Annotated in this window: 22 protein-coding genes and 1 other RNA gene; 16 read left to right on the top strand and 7 right to left on the bottom strand. The window is 63.8% G+C overall.

Annotation, left to right across the window (positions count from 1 at the left end; genetic code table 11):
• Positions 1 to 22: 22 nt before the first annotated feature.
• From pheA to gyrA, 4 genes are read right to left on the bottom strand one after another with little or no spacing between them, the layout of a single operon-like run.
• Positions 23 to 1,129, bottom strand: a complete 1,107-nt coding sequence (gene pheA, locus ASC87_RS15285; RefSeq protein ID WP_056663480.1) for a prephenate dehydratase — start codon at positions 1,127 to 1,129, stop codon at positions 23 to 25.
• Complete coding sequence (gene serC / locus ASC87_RS15280) at positions 1,122 to 2,228, bottom strand: 3-phosphoserine/phosphohydroxythreonine transaminase (protein ID WP_056663588.1); 1,107 nt, start codon at positions 2,226 to 2,228, stop codon at positions 1,122 to 1,124. The genes pheA and serC overlap by 8 nt, the downstream gene beginning before the upstream one ends.
• 39 nt (positions 2,229 to 2,267) lie before the next feature.
• Positions 2,268 to 2,918, bottom strand: coding sequence for a hypothetical protein (locus ASC87_RS15275; protein WP_056663478.1), 651 nt, complete (start codon positions 2,916 to 2,918; stop codon positions 2,268 to 2,270).
• Positions 2,915 to 5,542 (bottom strand): DNA gyrase subunit A, encoded by a 2,628-nt coding sequence (gene gyrA, locus ASC87_RS15270; RefSeq protein WP_056663476.1) that lies wholly within the window; start codon positions 5,540 to 5,542, stop codon positions 2,915 to 2,917. Before gyrA ends, ASC87_RS15275 begins: the two co-directional genes overlap by 4 nt.
• A gap of 258 nt (positions 5,543 to 5,800) precedes the next feature.
• On the opposite strand from gyrA, the gene ompA reads away from it, so the two are divergent.
• The 4 genes from ompA (at position 5,801) to ssrA (ending at position 8,291) form a co-directional block, all read left to right on the top strand.
• Entirely contained in the window at positions 5,801 to 6,454 is a 654-nt protein-coding gene (ompA, locus tag ASC87_RS15265) for an outer membrane protein OmpA (RefSeq protein WP_056663473.1), read from the top strand.
• Between the two features lie 87 nt (positions 6,455 to 6,541).
• The gene (gene ubiG, locus ASC87_RS15260) at positions 6,542 to 7,243 is read left to right on the top strand and encodes a bifunctional 2-polyprenyl-6-hydroxyphenol methylase/3-demethylubiquinol 3-O-methyltransferase UbiG (RefSeq protein WP_056663470.1); all 702 of its coding nucleotides are present in this window, start codon (positions 6,542 to 6,544) and stop codon (positions 7,241 to 7,243) included.
• A complete protein-coding gene (gene gph, locus ASC87_RS15255; RefSeq protein WP_056663586.1) occupies positions 7,240 to 7,905 on the top strand; it encodes a phosphoglycolate phosphatase in 666 nt (221 codons plus the stop codon). The genes ubiG and gph overlap by 4 nt, the downstream gene beginning before the upstream one ends.
• A 15-nt stretch (positions 7,906 to 7,920) precedes the next feature.
• Positions 7,921 to 8,291: a transfer-messenger RNA gene (ssrA, locus tag ASC87_RS30775) on the top strand.
• Between the two features lie 146 nt (positions 8,292 to 8,437).
• Here the strand turns inward: ssrA and ASC87_RS15250 are convergent.
• Together ASC87_RS15250 and ASC87_RS15245 are read right to left on the bottom strand one after the other, a co-directional pair.
• Entirely contained in the window at positions 8,438 to 8,758 is a 321-nt protein-coding gene (locus ASC87_RS15250; RefSeq protein ID WP_056663467.1) for a HigA family addiction module antitoxin, read from the bottom strand.
• A 55-nt stretch (positions 8,759 to 8,813) separates the two neighbouring features.
• Positions 8,814 to 9,083: a type II toxin-antitoxin system RelE/ParE family toxin gene (locus ASC87_RS15245; RefSeq protein WP_056663463.1), complete on the bottom strand. Its 270-nt coding sequence runs from the start codon at positions 9,081 to 9,083 to the stop codon at positions 8,814 to 8,816.
• A 247-nt stretch (positions 9,084 to 9,330) separates the two neighbouring features.
• Between ASC87_RS15245 and ASC87_RS15240 the strand changes: the two genes are divergently transcribed.
• The 3 genes from ASC87_RS15240 (at position 9,331) to ASC87_RS15230 (ending at position 11,102) form a co-directional block, all read left to right on the top strand.
• Complete coding sequence (locus tag ASC87_RS15240; protein ID WP_056663459.1) at positions 9,331 to 10,254, top strand: class I SAM-dependent methyltransferase; 924 nt, start codon at positions 9,331 to 9,333, stop codon at positions 10,252 to 10,254.
• 70 nt (positions 10,255 to 10,324) lie between these two features.
• Positions 10,325 to 10,531, top strand: coding sequence for a hypothetical protein (locus tag ASC87_RS15235; RefSeq protein WP_056663456.1), 207 nt, complete (start codon positions 10,325 to 10,327; stop codon positions 10,529 to 10,531).
• A gap of 166 nt (positions 10,532 to 10,697) precedes the next feature.
• A complete protein-coding gene (locus ASC87_RS15230; protein WP_056663449.1) occupies positions 10,698 to 11,102 on the top strand; it encodes a nuclear transport factor 2 family protein in 405 nt (134 codons plus the stop codon).
• A 32-nt stretch (positions 11,103 to 11,134) separates the two neighbouring features.
• Here ASC87_RS15230 and ASC87_RS15225 read toward each other — a convergent pair whose 3' ends face one another.
• Positions 11,135 to 11,929 carry an IclR family transcriptional regulator gene (locus ASC87_RS15225; protein WP_056663447.1) on the bottom strand — a complete coding sequence of 265 codons (795 nt, stop codon included), beginning with the start codon at positions 11,927 to 11,929 and terminating at the stop codon, positions 11,135 to 11,137.
• 143 nt (positions 11,930 to 12,072) lie between these two features.
• Here ASC87_RS15225 and ASC87_RS15220 point away from each other — a divergent pair, with 143 nt between their 5' ends.
• The 9 genes from ASC87_RS15220 to ASC87_RS15190 all read left to right on the top strand — a co-directional run bounded on the left by ASC87_RS15220 (position 12,073) and on the right by ASC87_RS15190 (position 18,554).
• The gene (locus ASC87_RS15220) at positions 12,073 to 12,522 is read left to right on the top strand and encodes a type II 3-dehydroquinate dehydratase (RefSeq protein WP_056663444.1); all 450 of its coding nucleotides are present in this window, start codon (positions 12,073 to 12,075) and stop codon (positions 12,520 to 12,522) included.
• A gap of 39 nt (positions 12,523 to 12,561) precedes the next feature.
• A complete protein-coding gene (locus tag ASC87_RS15215; RefSeq protein ID WP_056663442.1) occupies positions 12,562 to 13,704 on the top strand; it encodes an ABC transporter substrate-binding protein in 1,143 nt (380 codons plus the stop codon).
• A 172-nt stretch (positions 13,705 to 13,876) separates the two neighbouring features.
• Positions 13,877 to 14,764 carry a hypothetical protein gene (locus ASC87_RS15210; protein ID WP_056663439.1) on the top strand — a complete coding sequence of 296 codons (888 nt, stop codon included), beginning with the start codon at positions 13,877 to 13,879 and terminating at the stop codon, positions 14,762 to 14,764.
• Positions 14,761 to 15,516, top strand: coding sequence for an ankyrin repeat domain-containing protein (locus ASC87_RS15205; protein WP_056663436.1), 756 nt, complete (start codon positions 14,761 to 14,763; stop codon positions 15,514 to 15,516). The genes ASC87_RS15210 and ASC87_RS15205 overlap by 4 nt, the downstream gene beginning before the upstream one ends.
• A 75-nt stretch (positions 15,517 to 15,591) precedes the next feature.
• On the top strand, positions 15,592 to 16,173 hold the full coding sequence (locus ASC87_RS31900) for a leucine-rich repeat domain-containing protein (RefSeq protein WP_157604061.1): 582 nt from the start codon (positions 15,592 to 15,594) through the stop codon (positions 16,171 to 16,173).
• Between the two features lie 39 nt (positions 16,174 to 16,212).
• Entirely contained in the window at positions 16,213 to 16,695 is a 483-nt protein-coding gene (locus ASC87_RS15200) for a DUF2004 domain-containing protein (RefSeq protein WP_082568648.1), read from the top strand.
• A 42-nt stretch (positions 16,696 to 16,737) separates the two neighbouring features.
• Positions 16,738 to 17,295, top strand: a complete 558-nt coding sequence (locus tag ASC87_RS30770; protein ID WP_200954365.1) for a hypothetical protein — start codon at positions 16,738 to 16,740, stop codon at positions 17,293 to 17,295.
• Positions 17,296 to 17,490: 195 nt separating this feature from the next.
• The gene (locus ASC87_RS15195) at positions 17,491 to 18,120 is read left to right on the top strand and encodes a DUF4375 domain-containing protein (RefSeq protein ID WP_162255164.1); all 630 of its coding nucleotides are present in this window, start codon (positions 17,491 to 17,493) and stop codon (positions 18,118 to 18,120) included.
• Positions 18,117 to 18,554, top strand: coding sequence for an SMI1/KNR4 family protein (locus ASC87_RS15190; RefSeq protein WP_056663427.1), 438 nt, complete (start codon positions 18,117 to 18,119; stop codon positions 18,552 to 18,554). Before ASC87_RS15195 ends, ASC87_RS15190 begins: the two co-directional genes overlap by 4 nt.
• Positions 18,555 to 18,583: the final 29 nt, after the last annotated feature.

The following is an 18,583-nucleotide window of genomic DNA, read 5'->3' as shown; positions in this document are numbered from 1 at the left end:
GTTGTTTTGGGGGCGCGGCGTTTCAATGGACGTCGACCGGGTAGGTGCCCAGCACCTTGAAATACGCGCAGACACCGCGCAGCGCGGTCAGTGCCGTGGCCACGTGGGACTGCTCCGGGTGGCCCTGCAGGTCGATGTAGAAGTAGTACTCCCACTGGCCCGAGCGCGCGGGGCGCGATTCGAAGCGGGTCATCGACACGCCGTGTTCCTTCAGCGGCACGAGCATGTCGTGCACGGCCCCGGGCCGGTTGGTGACCGACACCACGAGGCTCGTGCAGTCGTGGCCGGACGCCTGCGGCTGCGGCTGGCGCTGCGGGTGGGCCACGATGGCGAAGCGGGTGCGGTTGTGCGGGTCGTCCTGGATGGCGGGGGCCAGCGTGTGCAGGCCGTACTCGCCCCCGGCGCGGTCGCTGGCGATGGCAGCCAGCGACGGGTCGACGCTGGCCAGGCGTGCGCCCTCGGCGTTGCTGGAGACAGGGCGGCGTTCCACGTTGGGCAGGTTGTTGCTGAGCCAGCCGTGGCACTGCGCCAGTGCCTGCGGGTGGGCGCAGATGGCCTGGATGCCGTCGAGCGAGTTCTCGCGGCGCAGCAGGTTGTGCAGTACGAACAGGCTGGTTTCACCCACGATGTGCAGTGGCGTGGTGAGGAACAGGTCGAGGGAGCGGGCCACGACCCCTTCGGTGGAGTTCTCGACCGGCACCACGCCGAAGTCGGCCGCGCCGGCGGACGTGGAGCGGAACACTTCGTCGATGCTCGCGCACGGCACGCGCACGATGGACGAACCGAAGAAGCCGAGGGCCGCCAGCTCGCTGAACGTACCGGCCGGGCCCAGGTAGGCCACGCGGGTGGGTGTTTCGAGCGCGCGGCAGGCCGACATGATCTCGCGCCAGATGGGCGCGACGCTGTCGGACTTGAGCGGTCCGGGGTTCACGGCCTTCAGGCCGTCGATCACCTGCGCTTCGCGTTCGGGCCGGAAGGCCACCGAACCCTCGCGCTTCTTCACCTCGCCCACTTCCTGGGCGAGGCGGGCGCGCTGGTTCAGCAGGTCCAGCAGTTCGCGGTCGACGGCATCGATCCGGGTGCGCAGGGACAGCAGGTCGGGATTCAAGGGGGGCGTGGGGTCAGCCATGGCGGGTGGCAAATTCTCGCATGTGGCTCACCAGGGCTTCGACCCCGGCGATCGGCATGGCGTTGTAAAGACTCGCGCGCATGCCGCCCACGGACTTGTGGCCCTTCAGCTGCAGCAGGCCCTTGGCGCGCGCTTCGGTCAGGAAGGCGTCGTTGAGCGATTCGTCGTTCAGGAAAAACGGGATGTTCATGCGCGAACGGCAGGCCTTGTCGACCTTGTTCACGTAGAAGCCGGAGCCGTCGATGTAGTCGTACAGCATCGACGACTTGGCGATGTTGCGGGCCTCCAGGGCGGCCACGCCGGTGGCGGAGCCTTCGGTCTGGCCCTTGATCCACTGGAACACGAGCCCGGCGATGTAGATCGCGTAGGTGGGCGGTGTGTTGAACATGGACTCGTTGTCGGCCACCACACGGTAGTCGAACGCGGACGGGCAGGTGGGCAGGGCGTGGCCCAGCAGGTCTTCGCGCACGATCACGAGGGTGACACCGGCCGGGCCGATGTTCTTCTGGGCGCCGCCGTAGGCGAGGCCCACGCGCGACCAGTCGGTGGCGCGCGACAGCACGTGCGACGAGAAGTCGATCACGAGCGGGGCCTTCGACCCGAGGTGGGCCAGGTCGGGCAGGGTCTGGAACTCGATGCCGTGGATGGTCTCGTTGCTGCAGACGTGCACGTACGCTGCGTCGCTGCTGAGCTTCCATGACTTGGGGTCGGGCATCGACGTGTGGTGCGTGGCCGCATTCGACGCGATGGTGCGCGCCAGGCAATAGCGCTGCGCTTCCTTCTGCGACTTCTGCGACCACGACCCGGTGACGACGTAGTCGGCGACACCGCCCCGCGACAGGTTCATGGGCACGATGGCGTTTTCCGCGAGCCCGCCACCCTGCATGAACAGGATGCGGAACTCGGGTGGCACCGCCAGCAACTGCCGCAGGTCGGCTTCGGCGTGCTGGTAGATGGACTGGAACTCGCGGCCGCGATGGCTCATCTCCATCACACTCATGCCGCTGCCATGCCAGTCGAGCATTTCGGAGGCGGCCAGGGCCAATACCTCGTCGGGCAGCACGGCGGGGCCGGCGGAAAAGTTGAAGGGACGTGCCATCGTCATGTGCGTGTCGGGGGAGGGGGCGTCAATCGGAGGTCACTTCTTCGGCTTCGACGCGCCGCCGGCCGGGGCCTTGCCCTTGGCCGGCGCGGCGGGTTCGCCCGAGGCGGCCGGGCCGAGGGCCTGGTTGAAGTTCTGTTCCAGCGTCTTGAGCTTCGGTTCGACGGCCGGGCGCAGTTCGTTGACGACCTGCATGCGCAGCGCGTTGCCGATCTCGGGCATGGAACCCTGGTACTTCTTGAACGCCGGGTTCTCGAGGGCCACGAGCAGCTGGCGCAGCTCGTCTTCCGAGAAGCGCTCGTTCAGCAGCGGCAGCAGGGCGGTCTGGCCGAGCTTGGTGGCCTTGTCCTTGGCGATGGGGCCCACTTCGTCGGAGTACTGCTTGAACAGGCCTTCGATGCGGGTGATGGTGGCTTCACGCTTGTCTTCGGGCACGCGGCCGATGGCCTGCTGGGCGAAGGCCGACATCTGCTGCACCGGCTGCATCGTCAGGCTGCGGGTCAGGTCGTCCAGGCCTGGCTGCTGCAGGGCCACCAGGCGGTCGAGCAACGCCTTCTTGGCGGCGCTCGGTGCCGCGACGGGCGCAGGGGCCGGTGCCGACGCGGGCGCGGCGGGGGCGGTCACCTGGGCCTGGGCCAGGGTCACCACGGCGCCAGCGATCAGCGCGGTCAGGAGGGTTTTCTTCATGCTTCGGTCTCGTCAGTGGGCGGCTCTTCGCCTGCCTCGGGGTTGGCATCGTTTTCCGCGATGCGTTGCAAACCAATGAGCTTGGTTCCGTTATCGAGTGCGATCAGTGTGACGCCCTGCGTGGCGCGCCCCAGTTCGCGGATCTCCGAGACCCGGGTGCGCACGAGCACACCCTTGTCGGTGATCAACATGATCTCGTCGGCCGGACGCACCAGCGTGGCGGCAACCACCTTGCCGTTGCGTTCGGACTGTTGGATCGCGATCATGCCTTTGGTTCCGCGGCCGTGACGGGTGTATTCGACGATGCTGGTGCGCTTGCCGTAACCGTTTTCGGTGGCAGCCAGCACACTTTGCGTTTCATCTTCAGCCACGAGCATCGCGATGACACTCTGGCCTTCTTCCAGCGTCATACCGCGCACGCCGCGGGCGTTGCGGCCCATCGAGCGCACGTCGTCCTCGTCGAAGCGCACGGCCTTGCCGCCGTCGCTGAAGAGCATCACGTCGTGTTTGCCGTCGGTGAGGGCGGCGCCGATCAGGAAGTCGCCTTCATCGAGGTCCACCGCGATGATGCCGGCCTTGCGCGGGTTGCTGAACTCGTCGAGCGAGGTCTTCTTGACCACGCCTTGGGCCGTGGCCATGAACACGTAGTGATCGGCGGGGAAGCTGCGGAAGCCGTCGGTCAGCGGCAGCACGACGTTGACCTTCTCGCCCGGCTGCAACGGGAACATGTTGACGATGGGGCGGCCACGCGAGTTGCGCGAACCCGTGGGCACTTCCCACACCTTGATCCAGTACACCCGGCCGCGGGTGGTGAAGCACAGGATGTAGTCGTGCGTGTTCGCGATGAACAGCTGGTCGATCCAGTCGTCCTCCTTCGTCTGCGTGGCCTGCTTGCCGCGGCCGCCGCGCTTCTGCGCGCGGTACTCGGAGAGCGCCTGGCTCTTGATGTAGCCGGTGTGGCTCAGCGTCACGACCATGTCGGTGGGCGTGATCAGGTCTTCGGTGCCCAGGTCCTGCGCGTTGTGTTCGATCTGGCTGCGGCGGGCGCCGAGCTTCGTCTGGCCGAACTCCAGCTTCAGCGCGGTGAGTTCCTCGCCGATGATGGTGGTCACGCGCGACGGCGTGGCCAGGATGTCCAGCAGGTCGGCGATCTGCGCCATCACGTCCTTGTACTCGGCGACGATCTTGTCCTGCTCGAGGCCGGTCAGGCGCTGCAGGCGCATCTGCAGGATTTCGCTCGCCTGTTCCTCGGAGAGGCGGTACATGCCATCGGGCTGCAGGCCGAATTCCTTCGGCAGGCCCTCGGGGCGGTACGCATCGCGCCCGCCCGGGGTTTCACCTTCGGCACGCTGCAGCATCTCGCGCACCAGCGACGAGTCGAACGTCTTGCTCATCAGCGCGGCCTTGGCGGCCGGCGGCGTGGGCGACGTCTTGATGGTCTCGATGAACTCGTCGATGTTGGCGAGTGCAACGGCCAGGCCTTCGAGCAGGTGGCCGCGTTCGCGGGCCTTGCGCAGCTCGAACACCGTGCGGCGGTTGATGACCTCGCGGCGGTGTTCCAGGAACACCGAGATCAGGTCCTTCAGGTTGCAGAGCTTCGGCTGGCCGTCGATCAGGGCCACCATGTTGATGCCGAACGTGTCCTGCAGCTGCGTCTGCTTGTACAGGTTGTTCAGCACCACCTCGGGCACTTCACCGCGCTTGAGTTCGATCACCACGCGCATGCCGGAACGGTCGGACTCGTCCTGGATATGGCTGATGCCTTCGATCTTCTTCTCGTGGACCAGCTCGGCCATGCGCTCGAGCAGGGTCTTCTTGTTCACCTGGTACGGGATCTCGTCGACGATGATCGCCTGGCGCTGGCCGCGGTCGATGTCCTCGAAGTGCACCTTCGCGCGCATCACGACCTTGCCGCGCCCGGTGCGGTAGCCGTCGCGCACGCCGCTCGTGCCGTAGATGATGCCGGCCGTGGGGAAGTCCGGCGCCGGGATGATCTCGATCAGCTCGTCGATGGTGGCCTGCGGGTTCTTCAGCAGGTGGTGGCAGGCGTCGATCACCTCGTTGAGGTTGTGCGGCGGGATGTTCGTGGCCATGCCCACGGCAATGCCACCGGAGCCGTTGACCAGCAGGTTCGGCAGCCGCGTGGGCATCACGAGCGGCTCTTTCAGCGAGCCGTCGTAGTTGGGGCCGAAGTCGACGGTTTCCTTGTCGAGGTCGGCCAGCATCTCGTGGGCGATCTTCGAGAGGCGGATTTCCGTGTACCGCATCGCGGCGGCGTTGTCGCCGTCGATGGAGCCGAAGTTGCCCTGGCCGTCGACCAGCATGTGGCGCAGCGAAAAATCCTGCGCCATGCGGACCGCGGTGTCATACACCGATTGGTCACCGTGCGGGTGGTACTTGCCGATCACGTCGCCGACGATACGGGCGGACTTCTTGTACGGGCGGTTCCAGTCGTTGTTCAGCTCGTGCATCGCGAACAGCACGCGGCGGTGGACGGGCTTCAGGCCGTCACGTGCGTCGGGGAGGGCACGGCCCACGATCACGCTCATGGCGTAGTCGAGGTACGAACGCCGCATCTCCTCCTCGAGGCTGATGGGCAAGGTTTCCTTGGCGAACTGAGTCATTCGGTCTCGGCGTCAAAGCGAACGGGGGAAGCGCAGGCGGACCTGCTTGCGCAATCTGCGATTCTAATTCGCCTGCGATGTCGTGCTTGCGCAACAGCGCCCAAGACAAAGAACGGGCACGCGCCCAAAATCCGGCTGGCTCAATACCCTATGGCACAATCCGCCGGTCGGTGGTGATCCCTTCGAGAAATCGATGTCTCGCCTGTACTTTCCGAATCCGGTTTTGCAGAACACTGCACCTTCCTTGAGAGGAGAATCATGAAGAAACTCAATAAAGTCGCATCGCTCTTCGCAACGGCCGCTCTCGCCGCTTCCGCTTCTGGTGCGTTCGCCCAAAACTGGGTCAACAGCTCTGGTCAGTCGTGGAAAAACGGCACGGGCGAATACTGCTGGCGCAACAACTTCTGGACGCCGGCCAATGGCACGCAAGGCTGCGATGGCGTTCCCGCGCCCGCTGCGCCTGTCGCTCCGGCTCCTGTCGCTCCGGCACCGGCCCCGGTTGCTCCGGCGCCTGTCGCTCCGGTCGTCCCGGTCGTGCCGCCCGCTCCGGTGAGCGAAAAGGTCACGTTCGCTGCTGACGCCTTCTTCGACACCGGCAAGTCGGTGCTGAAGCCGGATGCCCGCTCCAAGCTGGACGACCTGGTCACGAAGACCAAGGACGTCAACCTCGAAGTCATCATCGCTGTCGGCCACACCGACTCCGACGGTTCCGACGCCTACAACCAGAAGCTGTCTGTCTCGCGCGCCGAGTCGGTCAAGAAGTACCTGGTGAGCAAGGGCATCGAAACCAACCGCGTGTACACCGAAGGCAAGGGCGAGAAGCAACCTGTCGCCGACAACAAGTCGAAGGAAGGCAAGGCGAAGAACCGCCGCGTCGAAATCGAAGTCGTGGGTACCCGCACGAAGAAGTAATCGACCCCGTGTCGTCTTGAAACCCCGCCTCGGCGGGGTTTTTTGTTTGTGCAGAGGTTTATCTCGACCGGAGGTACCATCGAAACCATGACGAATGCCGACCCCCAAGAACTCGCCAAATTCGGCGACCTGGCCCACCGGTGGTGGGACCCTGAAAGCGAGTTCCGCCCTCTCCACCAGATCAATCCGCTGCGCCTCGACTGGATCGACGGTTTCGCCCGCCTGAGCGGCAAACGCGTGCTCGACGTGGGTTGCGGCGGTGGCATCCTCGCCGATTCCATGTCGCGCAAGGGGGCCGACGTGCTGGGCATCGACCTGGCCGGCAAGGCCCTGAAGGTGGCCCAGCTGCACGCGATGGAAGCGGGCACGCCGTCGGTCCAATACCGCGAGGTGGCGGCCGAGGCGCTCGCCGCCGAGGCACCGGCCCAGTTCGACGTGGTCACCTGCATGGAGATGCTCGAACACGTGCCCGACCCGTCCTCCATCGTGCGCGCGTGCGCCACGCTCGTGAAGCCGGGCGGCTGGGTGTTCTTCTCCACCATCAGCCGCAACCCCAAGGCCTTCCTGTTTGCCATCCTCGGGGCCGAGTACCTGCTCAAGCTGCTGCCCAAGGGCACGCACGAGTACGCCCGGTTCATCCGCCCGAGCGAACTGGCCCAGTGGTGCCGCGACAGCGGCCTGCAGCTCGAATCCACCCGTGGCATGGAACACAACCCGCTGACGGGGCGCTACTGGCTGTCCGGTGACACCAGTGTGAATTACCTTTTCGCATGCAGGCGGCCGGCATGAGCGTGGCGGTGAAAGCCGTGCTGTTCGACCTCGACGGCACCTTGATCGACAGCGCCCCCGACCTGGCCGGCGCCGGCAACGAGTTGCGTGCGGCCCGTGGCCTGGAACCGCTTCCCTACGCGCGTTTCCGGCCCCTGGTGGGCACGGGCGCGCGGGGCATGGTCAAGGTGGCGCTCGACGTGGACCCGGAGCACCCGCAGTTCATCGAATTGCGCGACGAGTTCCTGGCCCGCTACGAGGCCCGCATGACCACCGAGACGGCGCTGTTCACCGCGATGCGCCCGGTGCTCGATGCACTGCGCGCCCGCGGCCTGCCGTGGGGCATCGTCACCAACAAGGCCCAGCGCTTCACCACACCGCTGGTGCGCGCCCTGGGCCTCGACCGCGAGGCCGCCACGGTGGTCAGCGGCGACACCACGCCCCATTCCAAACCGCACCCGGCCCCGCTGCTGGAAGCGGCCCGCCAGATGAACCTGGCGCCCGAGGACTGCGTGTACGTGGGCGACGACCACCGCGACGTGCTGGCGGGGCGTGCCGCCGGCATGCGCACCGTCGCGGCGTCGTGGGGTTACCTGGGTGCGGGCGAGGCCATCGGCGACTGGGGCGCCGACCACGTCATTGATTTACCCGAACAGCTCTTGAAACTGCCCGGGATGGCCTAAACTACTGACTTCCCTGGGGCCGACCTGGCTTCGACGCGGGTGCGGAGTTGGATCAGGGCATGCCGAGGACCAGTCACCTCGTAAATCCATCTGGATCAAAGTAACTGCGAACGACTCTACGTACGCCCTCGCCGCTTAACACCGGTGAGCTTCGCAACGGTTGGCCGATGGGCCGGGTCTGAGGGGCAACCCGAAGACTGCGAAGTCATTCACATTGGCTCGTCCCGAGGTGGGTCACTCATCACGGGATCAAACTTAGTGACTCGGTTTCTGGGTAGCATGCTGCTGCGCGACTCAGGGACTCAAAACCAAATCAGACAGCTAAGCATGTAGAACTGCCCGGCAATGGCTTGCGGACGCGGGTTCGATTCCCGCCGGCTCCACCAGTACGACGTCTGATTGTCCGATCAGACTGAAAGAAGGCCCAGAGAATCAACGCTCTGGGCCCTTTTTTTGCCCTTCTGCGAGCCGGGCTTCGTTCCGCGGCTACATGCCCGGGCGCTGAACGAGTGGCCGCCGGAGGTTGGCTCAATCAGGCGGCCAATGTGTACTCTCGAGGCTTCACTTGCTTTGCGATCGCCTTGCCCACGGCCTCCTGCGCCTTCTTCAAGTCATAGACCGCCTGCAGGTTGATCCAACCCTGTGCATCAGACTCGTCTCCGCCGAAAAAACGCGCCAGGCGCAGAGCCGTGTCAGCGGTCACCCCGCGGCGCTCAAGCACGATGTCATTCATCCGCGAAGCGGGAACATGCAGGGCCTTCGCCAGCGCATTCACACTCATTCCCAGCGGCTCGAGATAGTCGAGCTTGAGCACTTCGCCAGGATGCACCGGGCGCATTCCGTTCTTGAACATCTTGGTACCTCAATTCGCTGTGGCCTCCGGCAGACTGGCCGGGTCAGCGAAGACCTCAATGCGGATCTTCGATCAGGACGTCATAGGGGCCAGCGGAGCCCCATTTGAACGTCAGGCGCCATTGGTCATTGATTCGCACATGCCACGCACCGTCGTATTCCTTCAGGTCGTTGCCTGGGGGCGACTTCATGAAGTTGACCGTTGGCGCTGAGTCAAGCAGCTGAAGTTTTCGAGTGGCTGTCGCCTTGATGTTGGCGAACCTGGCGCACTTGCCAATCGTGAAAAGTGCTTCGGTGTCAGCGCATGCGAATGACTGGATTGCCATTTCGCAATCGTCGCACGTTCACCGGTAATCGGTCAACGTAATCTTGGGTCGCAGAACGCTGAGTTGCCAGTCGCGCTGAATCGCATGGTCTCAGCTCGTTGAGCAAAGGAGGAGCGCCATGAAAGGGATCTGCGCTTTTCTTTAATGAGCTAGTCTCTTGTGAACGCGGTGATCGTGCACGCCCGCCGTATCAGCCCACCTCAGGGCCCATGTGTTCCTCCTGGCCCCGCGGGGCACCCTACACGCCATGCAACCTCTCCTCGACGCCATCACCACGATGGCTTTCCCCACCGACGCCCAGCGCATCTTCCACGGCCGCGGTGGCCTGCACCCTGGCTGCGAACACTGGGTGCTGGACGCGTTCCCGCCTGTGTGGGTGCTGACGAGTTTCCAGCCCGCCACCGATGACGAACTGGCCGCGATCGGCGCCGCGCTGGCCCGGCGCTGGGAGCAACTAGCGCCCGGTCAGCCCCTGAACTGGGTCTACCAGTGCCGCCACGACGGCCAGAGCACCACGCGGGTGATGGCTGGCGCGGTGCCCGATCCCCATTGGGTGAGCGAGGACGGCGTGCACTACCGGGTGCACGTGGGCAGCGGGCAGAACCATGGCCTGTTCCTCGACATGGCGAACGGCCGGCGGTGGGTGCGCGAGCACGTGGCCGCGCGCCCGGGGATGCGGGTGCTGAATCTCTTTGCCTACACCTGTGCGTTTTCGGTGGTGGCGCTGCAGGCCGGTGCGAAGCAGGTCATCAACCTGGACATGAGCCAGGGCGCCTTGGGCATCGGCCAGCACAATCACCGCTACAACGGGCTGACAGGTGCCAGTTTCATGGCTCACGACCTGTTCAAGACCTGGGGCAAGGTGACGCGCAGTGGCCCCTATGGCCTCGTCATCGTGGACCCGCCCAGCTACCAGAAGGGCAGTTTCGTGGCCACGAAGGACTATGCCCGCCTGATGCGGCGGCTGTTCGACCTGATGCTGCCGGGCGGCCATGCGCTGCTGTGCCTGAACGCGCCCGAATTGGGGGCCGACTTCCTTCTGGATCAGTTGCGCGACTTGGCCCCCGAGGTGGACTTCGTCGAGCGGGTGGTGAACCCGCCAGCGTTTGCCGACGTGTCGGAGCAGCGGGCGCTCAAGGTGCTGGTGTGCCGGGCGCCGCTGCTGGCTTGAGTGGGCCCGGCCCGGGAACGCCATCTGCTCCTCGTTCCTGCGCGCAGGTGGCCTGCGCAAGGAGATCGACATGGCCGTGGATACCACCCGACTGACCGATGCACAGTGGATCGATGGGGTCGTTGCCAGGATGCTCGCGCTGGACGAGGGGCTGGGCGATGACGACGTGCGTGAGTTCGTGACCGACCTGGCCGGGCAACCCGCCTGGCGCGCGATGCTGCCCGACGAGGCTGCCGCCAAGGCGGTCCACGATGTGGAACCGCCGGCCGGCGGCTGACGGGTCCGTCAGGGCACTGCCAGCGGGGACGTCTGCCCGTCCCCCGCCGCCTCTTGTCCCGCGTGCCTGCGCGTAGGAGTCGCCCTACCGGCGCGCCGTCGTTCTTCCGATGGCACGGGACGCGGCAAGGAGGAGGATGGAAGCCCCTCGACTACAGGAGCGTCACATGTCGATGCCGAGCAAGACCCTCGTGGACCTTGAAACGAAGTTCTGGGAATCCATGGTGAAACAGGACACGGAAGCGGCCGTGCAGATGCTGAGCGAACCGGCCGTCATGGTCAGTGCGCATGGCGCATTCAAGTTCGATCACGCGGGCTACCGCCAGATGGCGGACCACGGGACGCGGGTCGTGACGTCGTTCGAACTCAGCGACATGGAGGTCGTCTTCCCGAACGACACCACCGCCATCCTGACGTACCACGTCAAGCAGGGCGTGGCCCCGCGGGGCAAGGGGAAGGGCGAGGCCTTCGAGGAGGAGATGAACGATTCGTCCACGTGGGTCCGCAAGGGCCAGCGCTGGCAATGTGTGATGCACACGGAGACCCCGGTCGACACCACGACGATGCACTGACGGCGCAAACCCCCGGCCCGGGATGCCGGGCCTCAGGCCTTGCCCAGCGGCGTCTTCGAGAACAGGCACGACGCGCTGCTGGCGGCAGCCAGCGCTTCGGCGGCGGCCAGCAGGGCCGGGGCCAGCGCCTGGATGCGTTCGGGCGTGAGGCGCTGCCGTGGCCCGGCGATGCTGATGACACCGATGGCCGCGCGGCCGGGCCGTTGCACCGGTGCGGCCACGGCCGACATGCCGGGCGCAAAGACCTCGTCGATCATCGCGTAGCCACGCACGCGGGCCGCGTGCAGGAAACCGAGCAGCGCCTTGACGGTGGTGGGCGCCTTCGGCCCGAAGTCCTTCGGGGCGCCGAAGCCCTGGCGGGTCACCAGCTCGAGGGCCCGTTCGTCGGTCATGGTCAGCATCCACGCATGGCCCGACGACGTGCAGGACAGGCGCGCGTCCATGCCCATGTCCGGGTCGTACCGGAACCCCTTGCGCCCGCCCTGGGCCTTTGCCACCCACGTGAGGCGGTTGTCGTCGACGACCGACAGGCGCACCAGTTCGCCCGAGGCCTCGGCCAGCCGTTCGATCAGGGGCTGCGCGATGTCGACGATGCCCGAACTGCTCAGGAACCCGAGGCCCAGCGACGCGATCTTCGTGGTCATGACGTAGTCGCCCATGGCACGCACCTGGCGCACATACCCCCGCGCCATCAGTTCACCGAGGAGGCGATGGCAGGCGCTCTTGGGGATGTCGAGCGTGTCGGCGATCAACGCGAGTGGCAGGCCCTCGGGGTGCGCGGCGAGGTGCTCCAGGATGCCTAGTCCGCGGTCGAGGGCGGTGGTCATGGTGCTGGGCGTCGGATGGGTTCTCGCAATATAGAACGATATTCCAGATTGGAACGGACCCTGGCCACGGTTCCCACAATCGATTGCGACGCATCCCTCCCGGGTTTGCCGCGCCACCGATCCCTTAGCCCAGGACCCCACCCATGGCCCACCCGCTGTTCGTTCTCAACGGCTCGAACCTCAACCTGCTCGGCAGCCGGGAGCCTCACCTGTATGGCGCCACCACGCTGGCCGAGGTGCGCACACGCACTGAAACCCTGGCCGCGCGGCTCGGGCTCGATTGCGACTTCCGCCAGACCAACCACGAAGGGGTGCTGGTCGACTGGATCCAGGAGGCCTTCGAGAAGGACGCCGCGGTGGTGATCAACCCGGCCGGCTTTTCCTTCGGTTCCATCCCCGTGCTGGATGCGCTGAAGCTGATCCGCAAGCCGCTCGTGGAGGTGCACATCACCAACATCCACCAGCGCACCGAGCAGTACCGGCATTCGCTGGTGTCCCTCGCCGCCACCGGTGTCATCTGCGGGCTGGGCGTGCAGGGGTACCTGCTCGCCGTGCGTGCCGTGGCCGGCGCGCTGGGCCTCGTGTCCGACTGACAGCCCCGTTCCTCCCCCGACCGATCCGGAGACATTCCGATGAACACCACCCGTATCCTCGCCGCCGCACTCGTGGCCTGCAGCACCCTGGCCGCCCAGGCACAGACCGGCCCCGTGCGCTTCGCCGGCATCATGGAACTGTCCGGCAGCGGTGCCACGCCGGGCACCAACTTCAACAATGGCGTGAAGCTGGCCGTCAAGGAAATCAACGCCGCGGGGGGCATCCTGGGCCGGCCCATCGACTACCAGCCGGTCGACACGCAGACGAACCCTGGCGTGGCCAAGGCCCTGGCGCAAAAGGCCGTGGACGACGGCTCGTACGTCGTGCTGGGTCCCGTGCATTCGGGGTCGATGCTCGTCACGATGGCGGAGACACGCCGCGCGGAGGTCACCAACTTCACCGGGGGGGAAGCCGCGAGCATCACCCAGCAGGGCAACCCGTACGTGTTCCGCTCGTCGTTCACGCAGCTGACGTCGATGCCCAAGGTTGCCCGCTACATCAAGGACACCGTGAAGGCGCGGTCGGTGGCGGTCATGTACACGAACAACGACTACGGCAAGGGCGGCCACGACGCGATGCTGAAGGCACTCGACGCGCTGGGGGTCAAGGTGGCGGTGGACATCTCCACCGACCCGCAGCAGGTCGACTTCTCGGCCGCGGTGCTGAAGGTCCGGCAGTCGGACGCCGACGCGCTGTTCCTCTACACGCTGGAGGAGGAGTCGGCGCGTGCGTTGCGGGAGCTGCGCAAGCAGGGGTACACGAAGCCCGTGATCGGCGAGACCACCGCGGTCAGCCAGAAGACCATCGAGCTGGCGGGTGATGCGGCCAACGGCATGCTGGGCCACGTGGGCCTCACCGCCGATGCACCGCAGGCGCGGATCAAGGCGTTCGATGAACGGTTCCTGCGCGAGTACAAGTACAAGAGCGAGCACAACGGCATGAAGGGCTACATCAGCGTGTACGTGGTGAAGGCCATCACCGAGCGCATCGGCAAGTTCGATTCGAAGGCGCTGTCGGAGGCCTTGCACGGCGCGAAGATCTCCGCCGCGCAGCACCCGGGGGTGCTGATGGACCTGTCGTTCGACGCCCATGGCGACCTCGACCGCGAGAGTTTCCTGGTGCGCGTCGAGCAGGGCCGGCAGCTGGTGATCGGGACGCTGCCTGCGGTGTCGGCGAAGTAGCGTTCCTGAAGAGCTGACTTTGGTCAGGGCACCGAGAGGCCCTGCCGGGTGACAATGCCTCACCACAACAACGTTCCGCCGCCGCCGCGGGGTGGAACGGGTTCAAGGCAGGGTATGTCGCAAGGAATCTTCCGCGGGAACGCGCTCGCCAGCCGCCGGGGCGGGGCCTGACATGGGCGGTGTCTACCGCATCGTGCGCCCCGATGGCACCGTCGAATATTCCGATGTGCCGGGCGGGCCCGGCCAGATCGACGCCGTCGGCCGCGATGGCCGCGTGGCCGAGCGCCGCGAAGAAGAACCGTACGACCACAAGCAGACGCAGAAGCTGATCGCCGAGGCGCGCAAGCGCATCCCGAAGATCAACGACTACCTCGAGTACATCTCGTACCTGCGCAGCAACTCGCCCATCAAGCTCGACCGTGTGTTGCAGCAGCTGCAGAAGGAAGACCCGCAAACCTGGCTCAAGCTGCAGAAGTACCCGCAATTCCGCCCGCTGCGCGACACCGTGGTGGGCCTGAAGGCCGGCGAAAAAACCATGTCCGCGGGCCTGGGTCTCGCCACCGGCAGTTTCACCGGCAGCGCGGAAAAGTGGTTCGAGACCACGGTCAAGGACATGATGAAACGCGACCGGTGGGGCCCCTATGCCGACGTGCTGGGTGCCAAGGCCAGCACCTTGCCGCCCCCGAAGCCGCCCACCTATTCCAACTCGCGCCTGGGCCAGTACCTGAAGGTGGAGGATGCCCGCGCCGCAGCGGCCGCCAAGGCTGCCGCCAAGGAGCTGGAGGCCTCGCGCGCTGCATTGCGTGCAGCGAAGGCCACCGCCTTCACGCGCGTGGCCGGGCCGCTCGTCGACCTGGGCGTGGCCGCGCTCGATCCCGAGGTGGCCAAGTCCACTGGCAACGTCGTGCTCAACATGAAGGCACGCAAGCTGTACGAGCGCGGGGTGATCGACGAAACCCAATGGGCAGACGCCCAAAACCTGCTCAGCCAGGGCAAGTACGTCGAGATGCAGAAGCTGATGGACGATGCCACGAACGCCTATATGCGGGGTGACCGGTGAAACGCCTGGCGGCAGGGCTGTTGTCGCTCGTGGTGGCCGCTTGCGCAGCCGCGCCATTGACGCGCTGTCCCGAGCCCCCGGAAGGCACCGGCTTCGGTGACTACGCCGATGAGGCGGTCAAGCGTGCCACCCAGGATGCACCGGCGATCGCCTTTGTTCTTGGAAAAGGGCGGCGTGCCGAGCTTGCCGCGCTGCTGGCGCGCGGAGACGACCCCAACGCCTGCCTCTCGGGCATCAGCATGCTGGCCTTCAGTGCGTCATTCGGAGAACAAGAGGAAGTGCGCATGCTGCTTGATGCCGGTGCTCGAACGGACCGGCCACTCGACAGCAACGGTGACACGCCCTTGTTTGCCGCGCTGAGCAGTGGACATTACGGGGCCGCGGAGCTGTTGCTGGCCCGCGGCGCAAACCCGCGGCACGTCGGCGATTTCGGCGCAACGGCGTTGCACAGGTTGTCGATGGCGCCGGTGCCCACAAGCGATGCGGGCCGCGCACAGCAGCACCGCTGGGCGGCTCGCCTGTTGGCGCTTGGGTTGACGGTCGATGTCCGCCTCCATCGAGGCAGCACACCGCTGATGCTTGCCACGGCCATGCGCAACCGGGAACTGGCGGACTTTCTGCTTGCCCGCGGCGCGGACCCCGATGCGCAGGACAACCGTGGCAGCTCTCCCGTCGCGCTCGCCCGAAAGCGTGGCGAGGCCGATTGGATCGAACTGTTCGAGCGGGCGAAGGCTGCGGGCGCTTCACGTTAGGCCTCTTGGACGCAGCGATCCTGCAAGTTCAGGAATACGGGAACGGGCCGGGAGCATTTCGAACTGGAGCGAGTTGTGGCATTTTCAAAGAATGAAGCTGGGATTTTTCTTGAGGGGAGAATCACGGCGAGTGATGCAGCCTTGATTTCTCAGCATAGGCAAAGCAGGCGCCTATGCATGACGGGTATCAAAGTGCAGGATCTGGACTTCATGTCTTGCTTGGCAAAGCTCCAGAGTCTGCAGCTCTATAGATGTGAAATTCCCCATGATCAACTTTCCCGGTTCGAGAATCTGGAGAAACTTTTCATCAATGGAACAGGCATACAGGCACTTGATTTTCTGCCTGGGCTGACCTCCCTGGAAAGCTTTTCAATTGGATATGCCCCTCGAATCGAAAATATCCCCGATCTCTCCGCGTGTGTTCGACTGAGGAGGTTGAATTTCTTCAATTGCAAACGCCTCGTGGACATCGGGAATTTGATATCCGTCCCCAACTTGGAGGCGTTTGGAGTGGTTGCAACGCCACAGAAGCCCGCGGACCTGGTTTTTGCAATGAGGCACCCGAATATGAAGAATATGTCGGGAGCATTCGGATCAAAAAAACTAGACGCTGAATTTCATGCTTTGTTGAAAGTGCATGATCTGGTATATGGCTGACTTCACAAGGCCGGGTGGCCTTAATTATTGGGATTTTGCATGAAGATTAATGGTTTCAAGTTCGGTGAAATTGATCCCGAAAAAAATTCATTCATCAGGGCACAAATTGAAGTCAATGGAAAAGGCTCGCAGTGCAGCTTGTATATTGGCGACGGGGTCTGCAGGGACAAAGAGGCACTTCAAACGGTTGAATCGGTGCTGGAAACGCTTGACGAGTGGGATCGACGTTCGCGCCAAGAGCTATTGAAGTTTTCGAACACTGAAGATCCAACGGTGGCAGACTTCATCGAGTTCCATCTGGAGGAGCTGGGCAATGAGGTGCGTGCCAAAGTTGGCTCCGCGGAGGTGGATCAGGAAACGTTCATGAGTGCACTCGAATTGTGTGGCGTCTCATTTCATGAGCAATCCAACGGGTTGAAGATTGTGTTTGACTATTCGATAGGGAGGGAATTCTCCGATGCACTTCTGGCAGTGAAGTTTTCGAGCGACGGCGTGCTGCTGGAGATCGCGCATGAAAGCTAGATACTTGCTTGAGGCCGGCGCATGTGATGCGGGGTTGCAAGCATGATTCAACCGGGGCAAACCCAGGTGCTGGCTCGTGTCGACAGCCGCCAGCCAGCCTCGGTCAATCGCTTAACTGCAATGTCAGCCATCATGAAATATACATACTCCATCTTCGCCGACTACCATCAGTTCTACCTTTGGGATAGAGATACCTCACCAGAGGCGCCGACCGACTACACCGATACCGACATTGAACGAAGAATCAAAGCAGCACCAAACGTTGTTGTGATTCAGCCCGAAAGAAACATGGACGTACCCGTTACGCTCGAAGTCTTCGCAGCGGAGCCCGAAACCGATTTCGACGAGTGGGATCACGTGGCCGAGGCGAGCCTGGAGTTGCCATCCGGTCACCTTGAAATCCGTGAATGCACTGGTGGCTCAATTGACCGCATAGACCTGAGCCCCGCTACATACCGGGTCCGAGCCTACTTCGGAGCGCTGAGTGAACTCAGTGAAGATGGCCTTGAAGGCAAAGACCATTACAGATTGGTGCTCTGGCCAGCGGTATTCTCCCCAGTTGAAGTGCTCAAGCAGTTTCCTGGCCGAAATGCTGGCTAGGGTTCCAATACGCGATGCGTATATCTCCAACGAGCGCGCGACTGGGGATTGATCTTGTTGTGGGCGCAAACCCTTCCTGCGCTTGGCGCGCCCGATCAATGGGAGTGGAAGGCCGTTGAAAGACAAGTGCGAAGGCTCATTCGGGTACTGCGGCATCCCTGACCTTCGGGACGTTAGACAGCTGGAATGTCCACAATGAGAAATCTATCAGTTGGCAGCATTGACTTCACAAAGGCCCATGTCAGCGTAACGCTGGCCGATGGTCGAATTCTTCGCGACACGCTTTCGCGCAATCCGGACCTATTGAAGGCAAGTGCCACGCAGAGATCTGAATGGACATTGCTGGACGATGGCCTGGTGTCATGGCCGCACCTGGGTGACAAGGTAACGCTTGATACGCGCTGGTTGCTTTGGGAGGCGCTGTGCAAGCAGGCAAACGACGAGGCAATGGCCAAAGGTTTCAAGCTGGATGAACTGCAACCTCGCTCGCGAGAGATCGTTGCGCTGTGGCGACTTGAAGCGGATGGGTACAACGGGGGGTTCATGCAGTTCTTCGGCAACTGGGGCGAAGAAAACTGTCGCATCGCCTTGTCAGCGCTACAGGCCATCGGGGCCGATGCCACCTATGCAATCGTGGCACGTCAGCGAGAAATATTGGAAAGAATAAAAGATCACCCTGACCTCAAGTCGTATGAGGATCTCTGGAGTCTTCTGGCCAAGGAAGAGCAGGATGAGATTGGCGACAAGCTGGACCCAGAGTTTTGGAAGGCGGGGGACGAAATACCAAGGCTGGCCGCGTTGCACTACTGCGAGTGCTTCACATGAATGACACGTTGATGCGACGGTTGGCACACTTCCTCGCAAAGCATGAAACCCTGCGAGGAAAACCTGCCCTCGAGGAGGAAATCAACGCCGCAGAGGAAAAACTCAACGTCAAGTTTCATGGCAACTACAAAGCCTTCATAAAGCGTTTTGGAGGCGCCTACGCGGGAATGCCCATCCATGCCTTCTCCAATGGGACTTCCATTGGGAAGGAAACAGTTGTTGAGCTCACGCTCGACTTTCGAGCGAGCTATGCCGGTGATGAGCGGGCTGTCGAGTTAAACAGCAGCTACGTCATCTCCATGACAGGTGCCGGAGATCCGATCTTCATCAACCCTGCCGGCGAAGTCGTTGTTGCCTACCATGACAGCGATGAGCGTGAAGTCCTGGCGCCTTCTCTTGAGGAGTTACTCCAAGAGAGTTTTGTCGAGTGGTAGCAGTTGGCGTCAGGCGCCACAGGAGAGAA

Source organism: Rhizobacter sp. Root1221 (assembly GCF_001425785.1).
GTDB lineage: Bacteria > Pseudomonadota > Gammaproteobacteria > Burkholderiales > Burkholderiaceae_C > Rhizobacter.
This window is presented reverse-complemented; position numbering and strand designations above follow the sequence as displayed.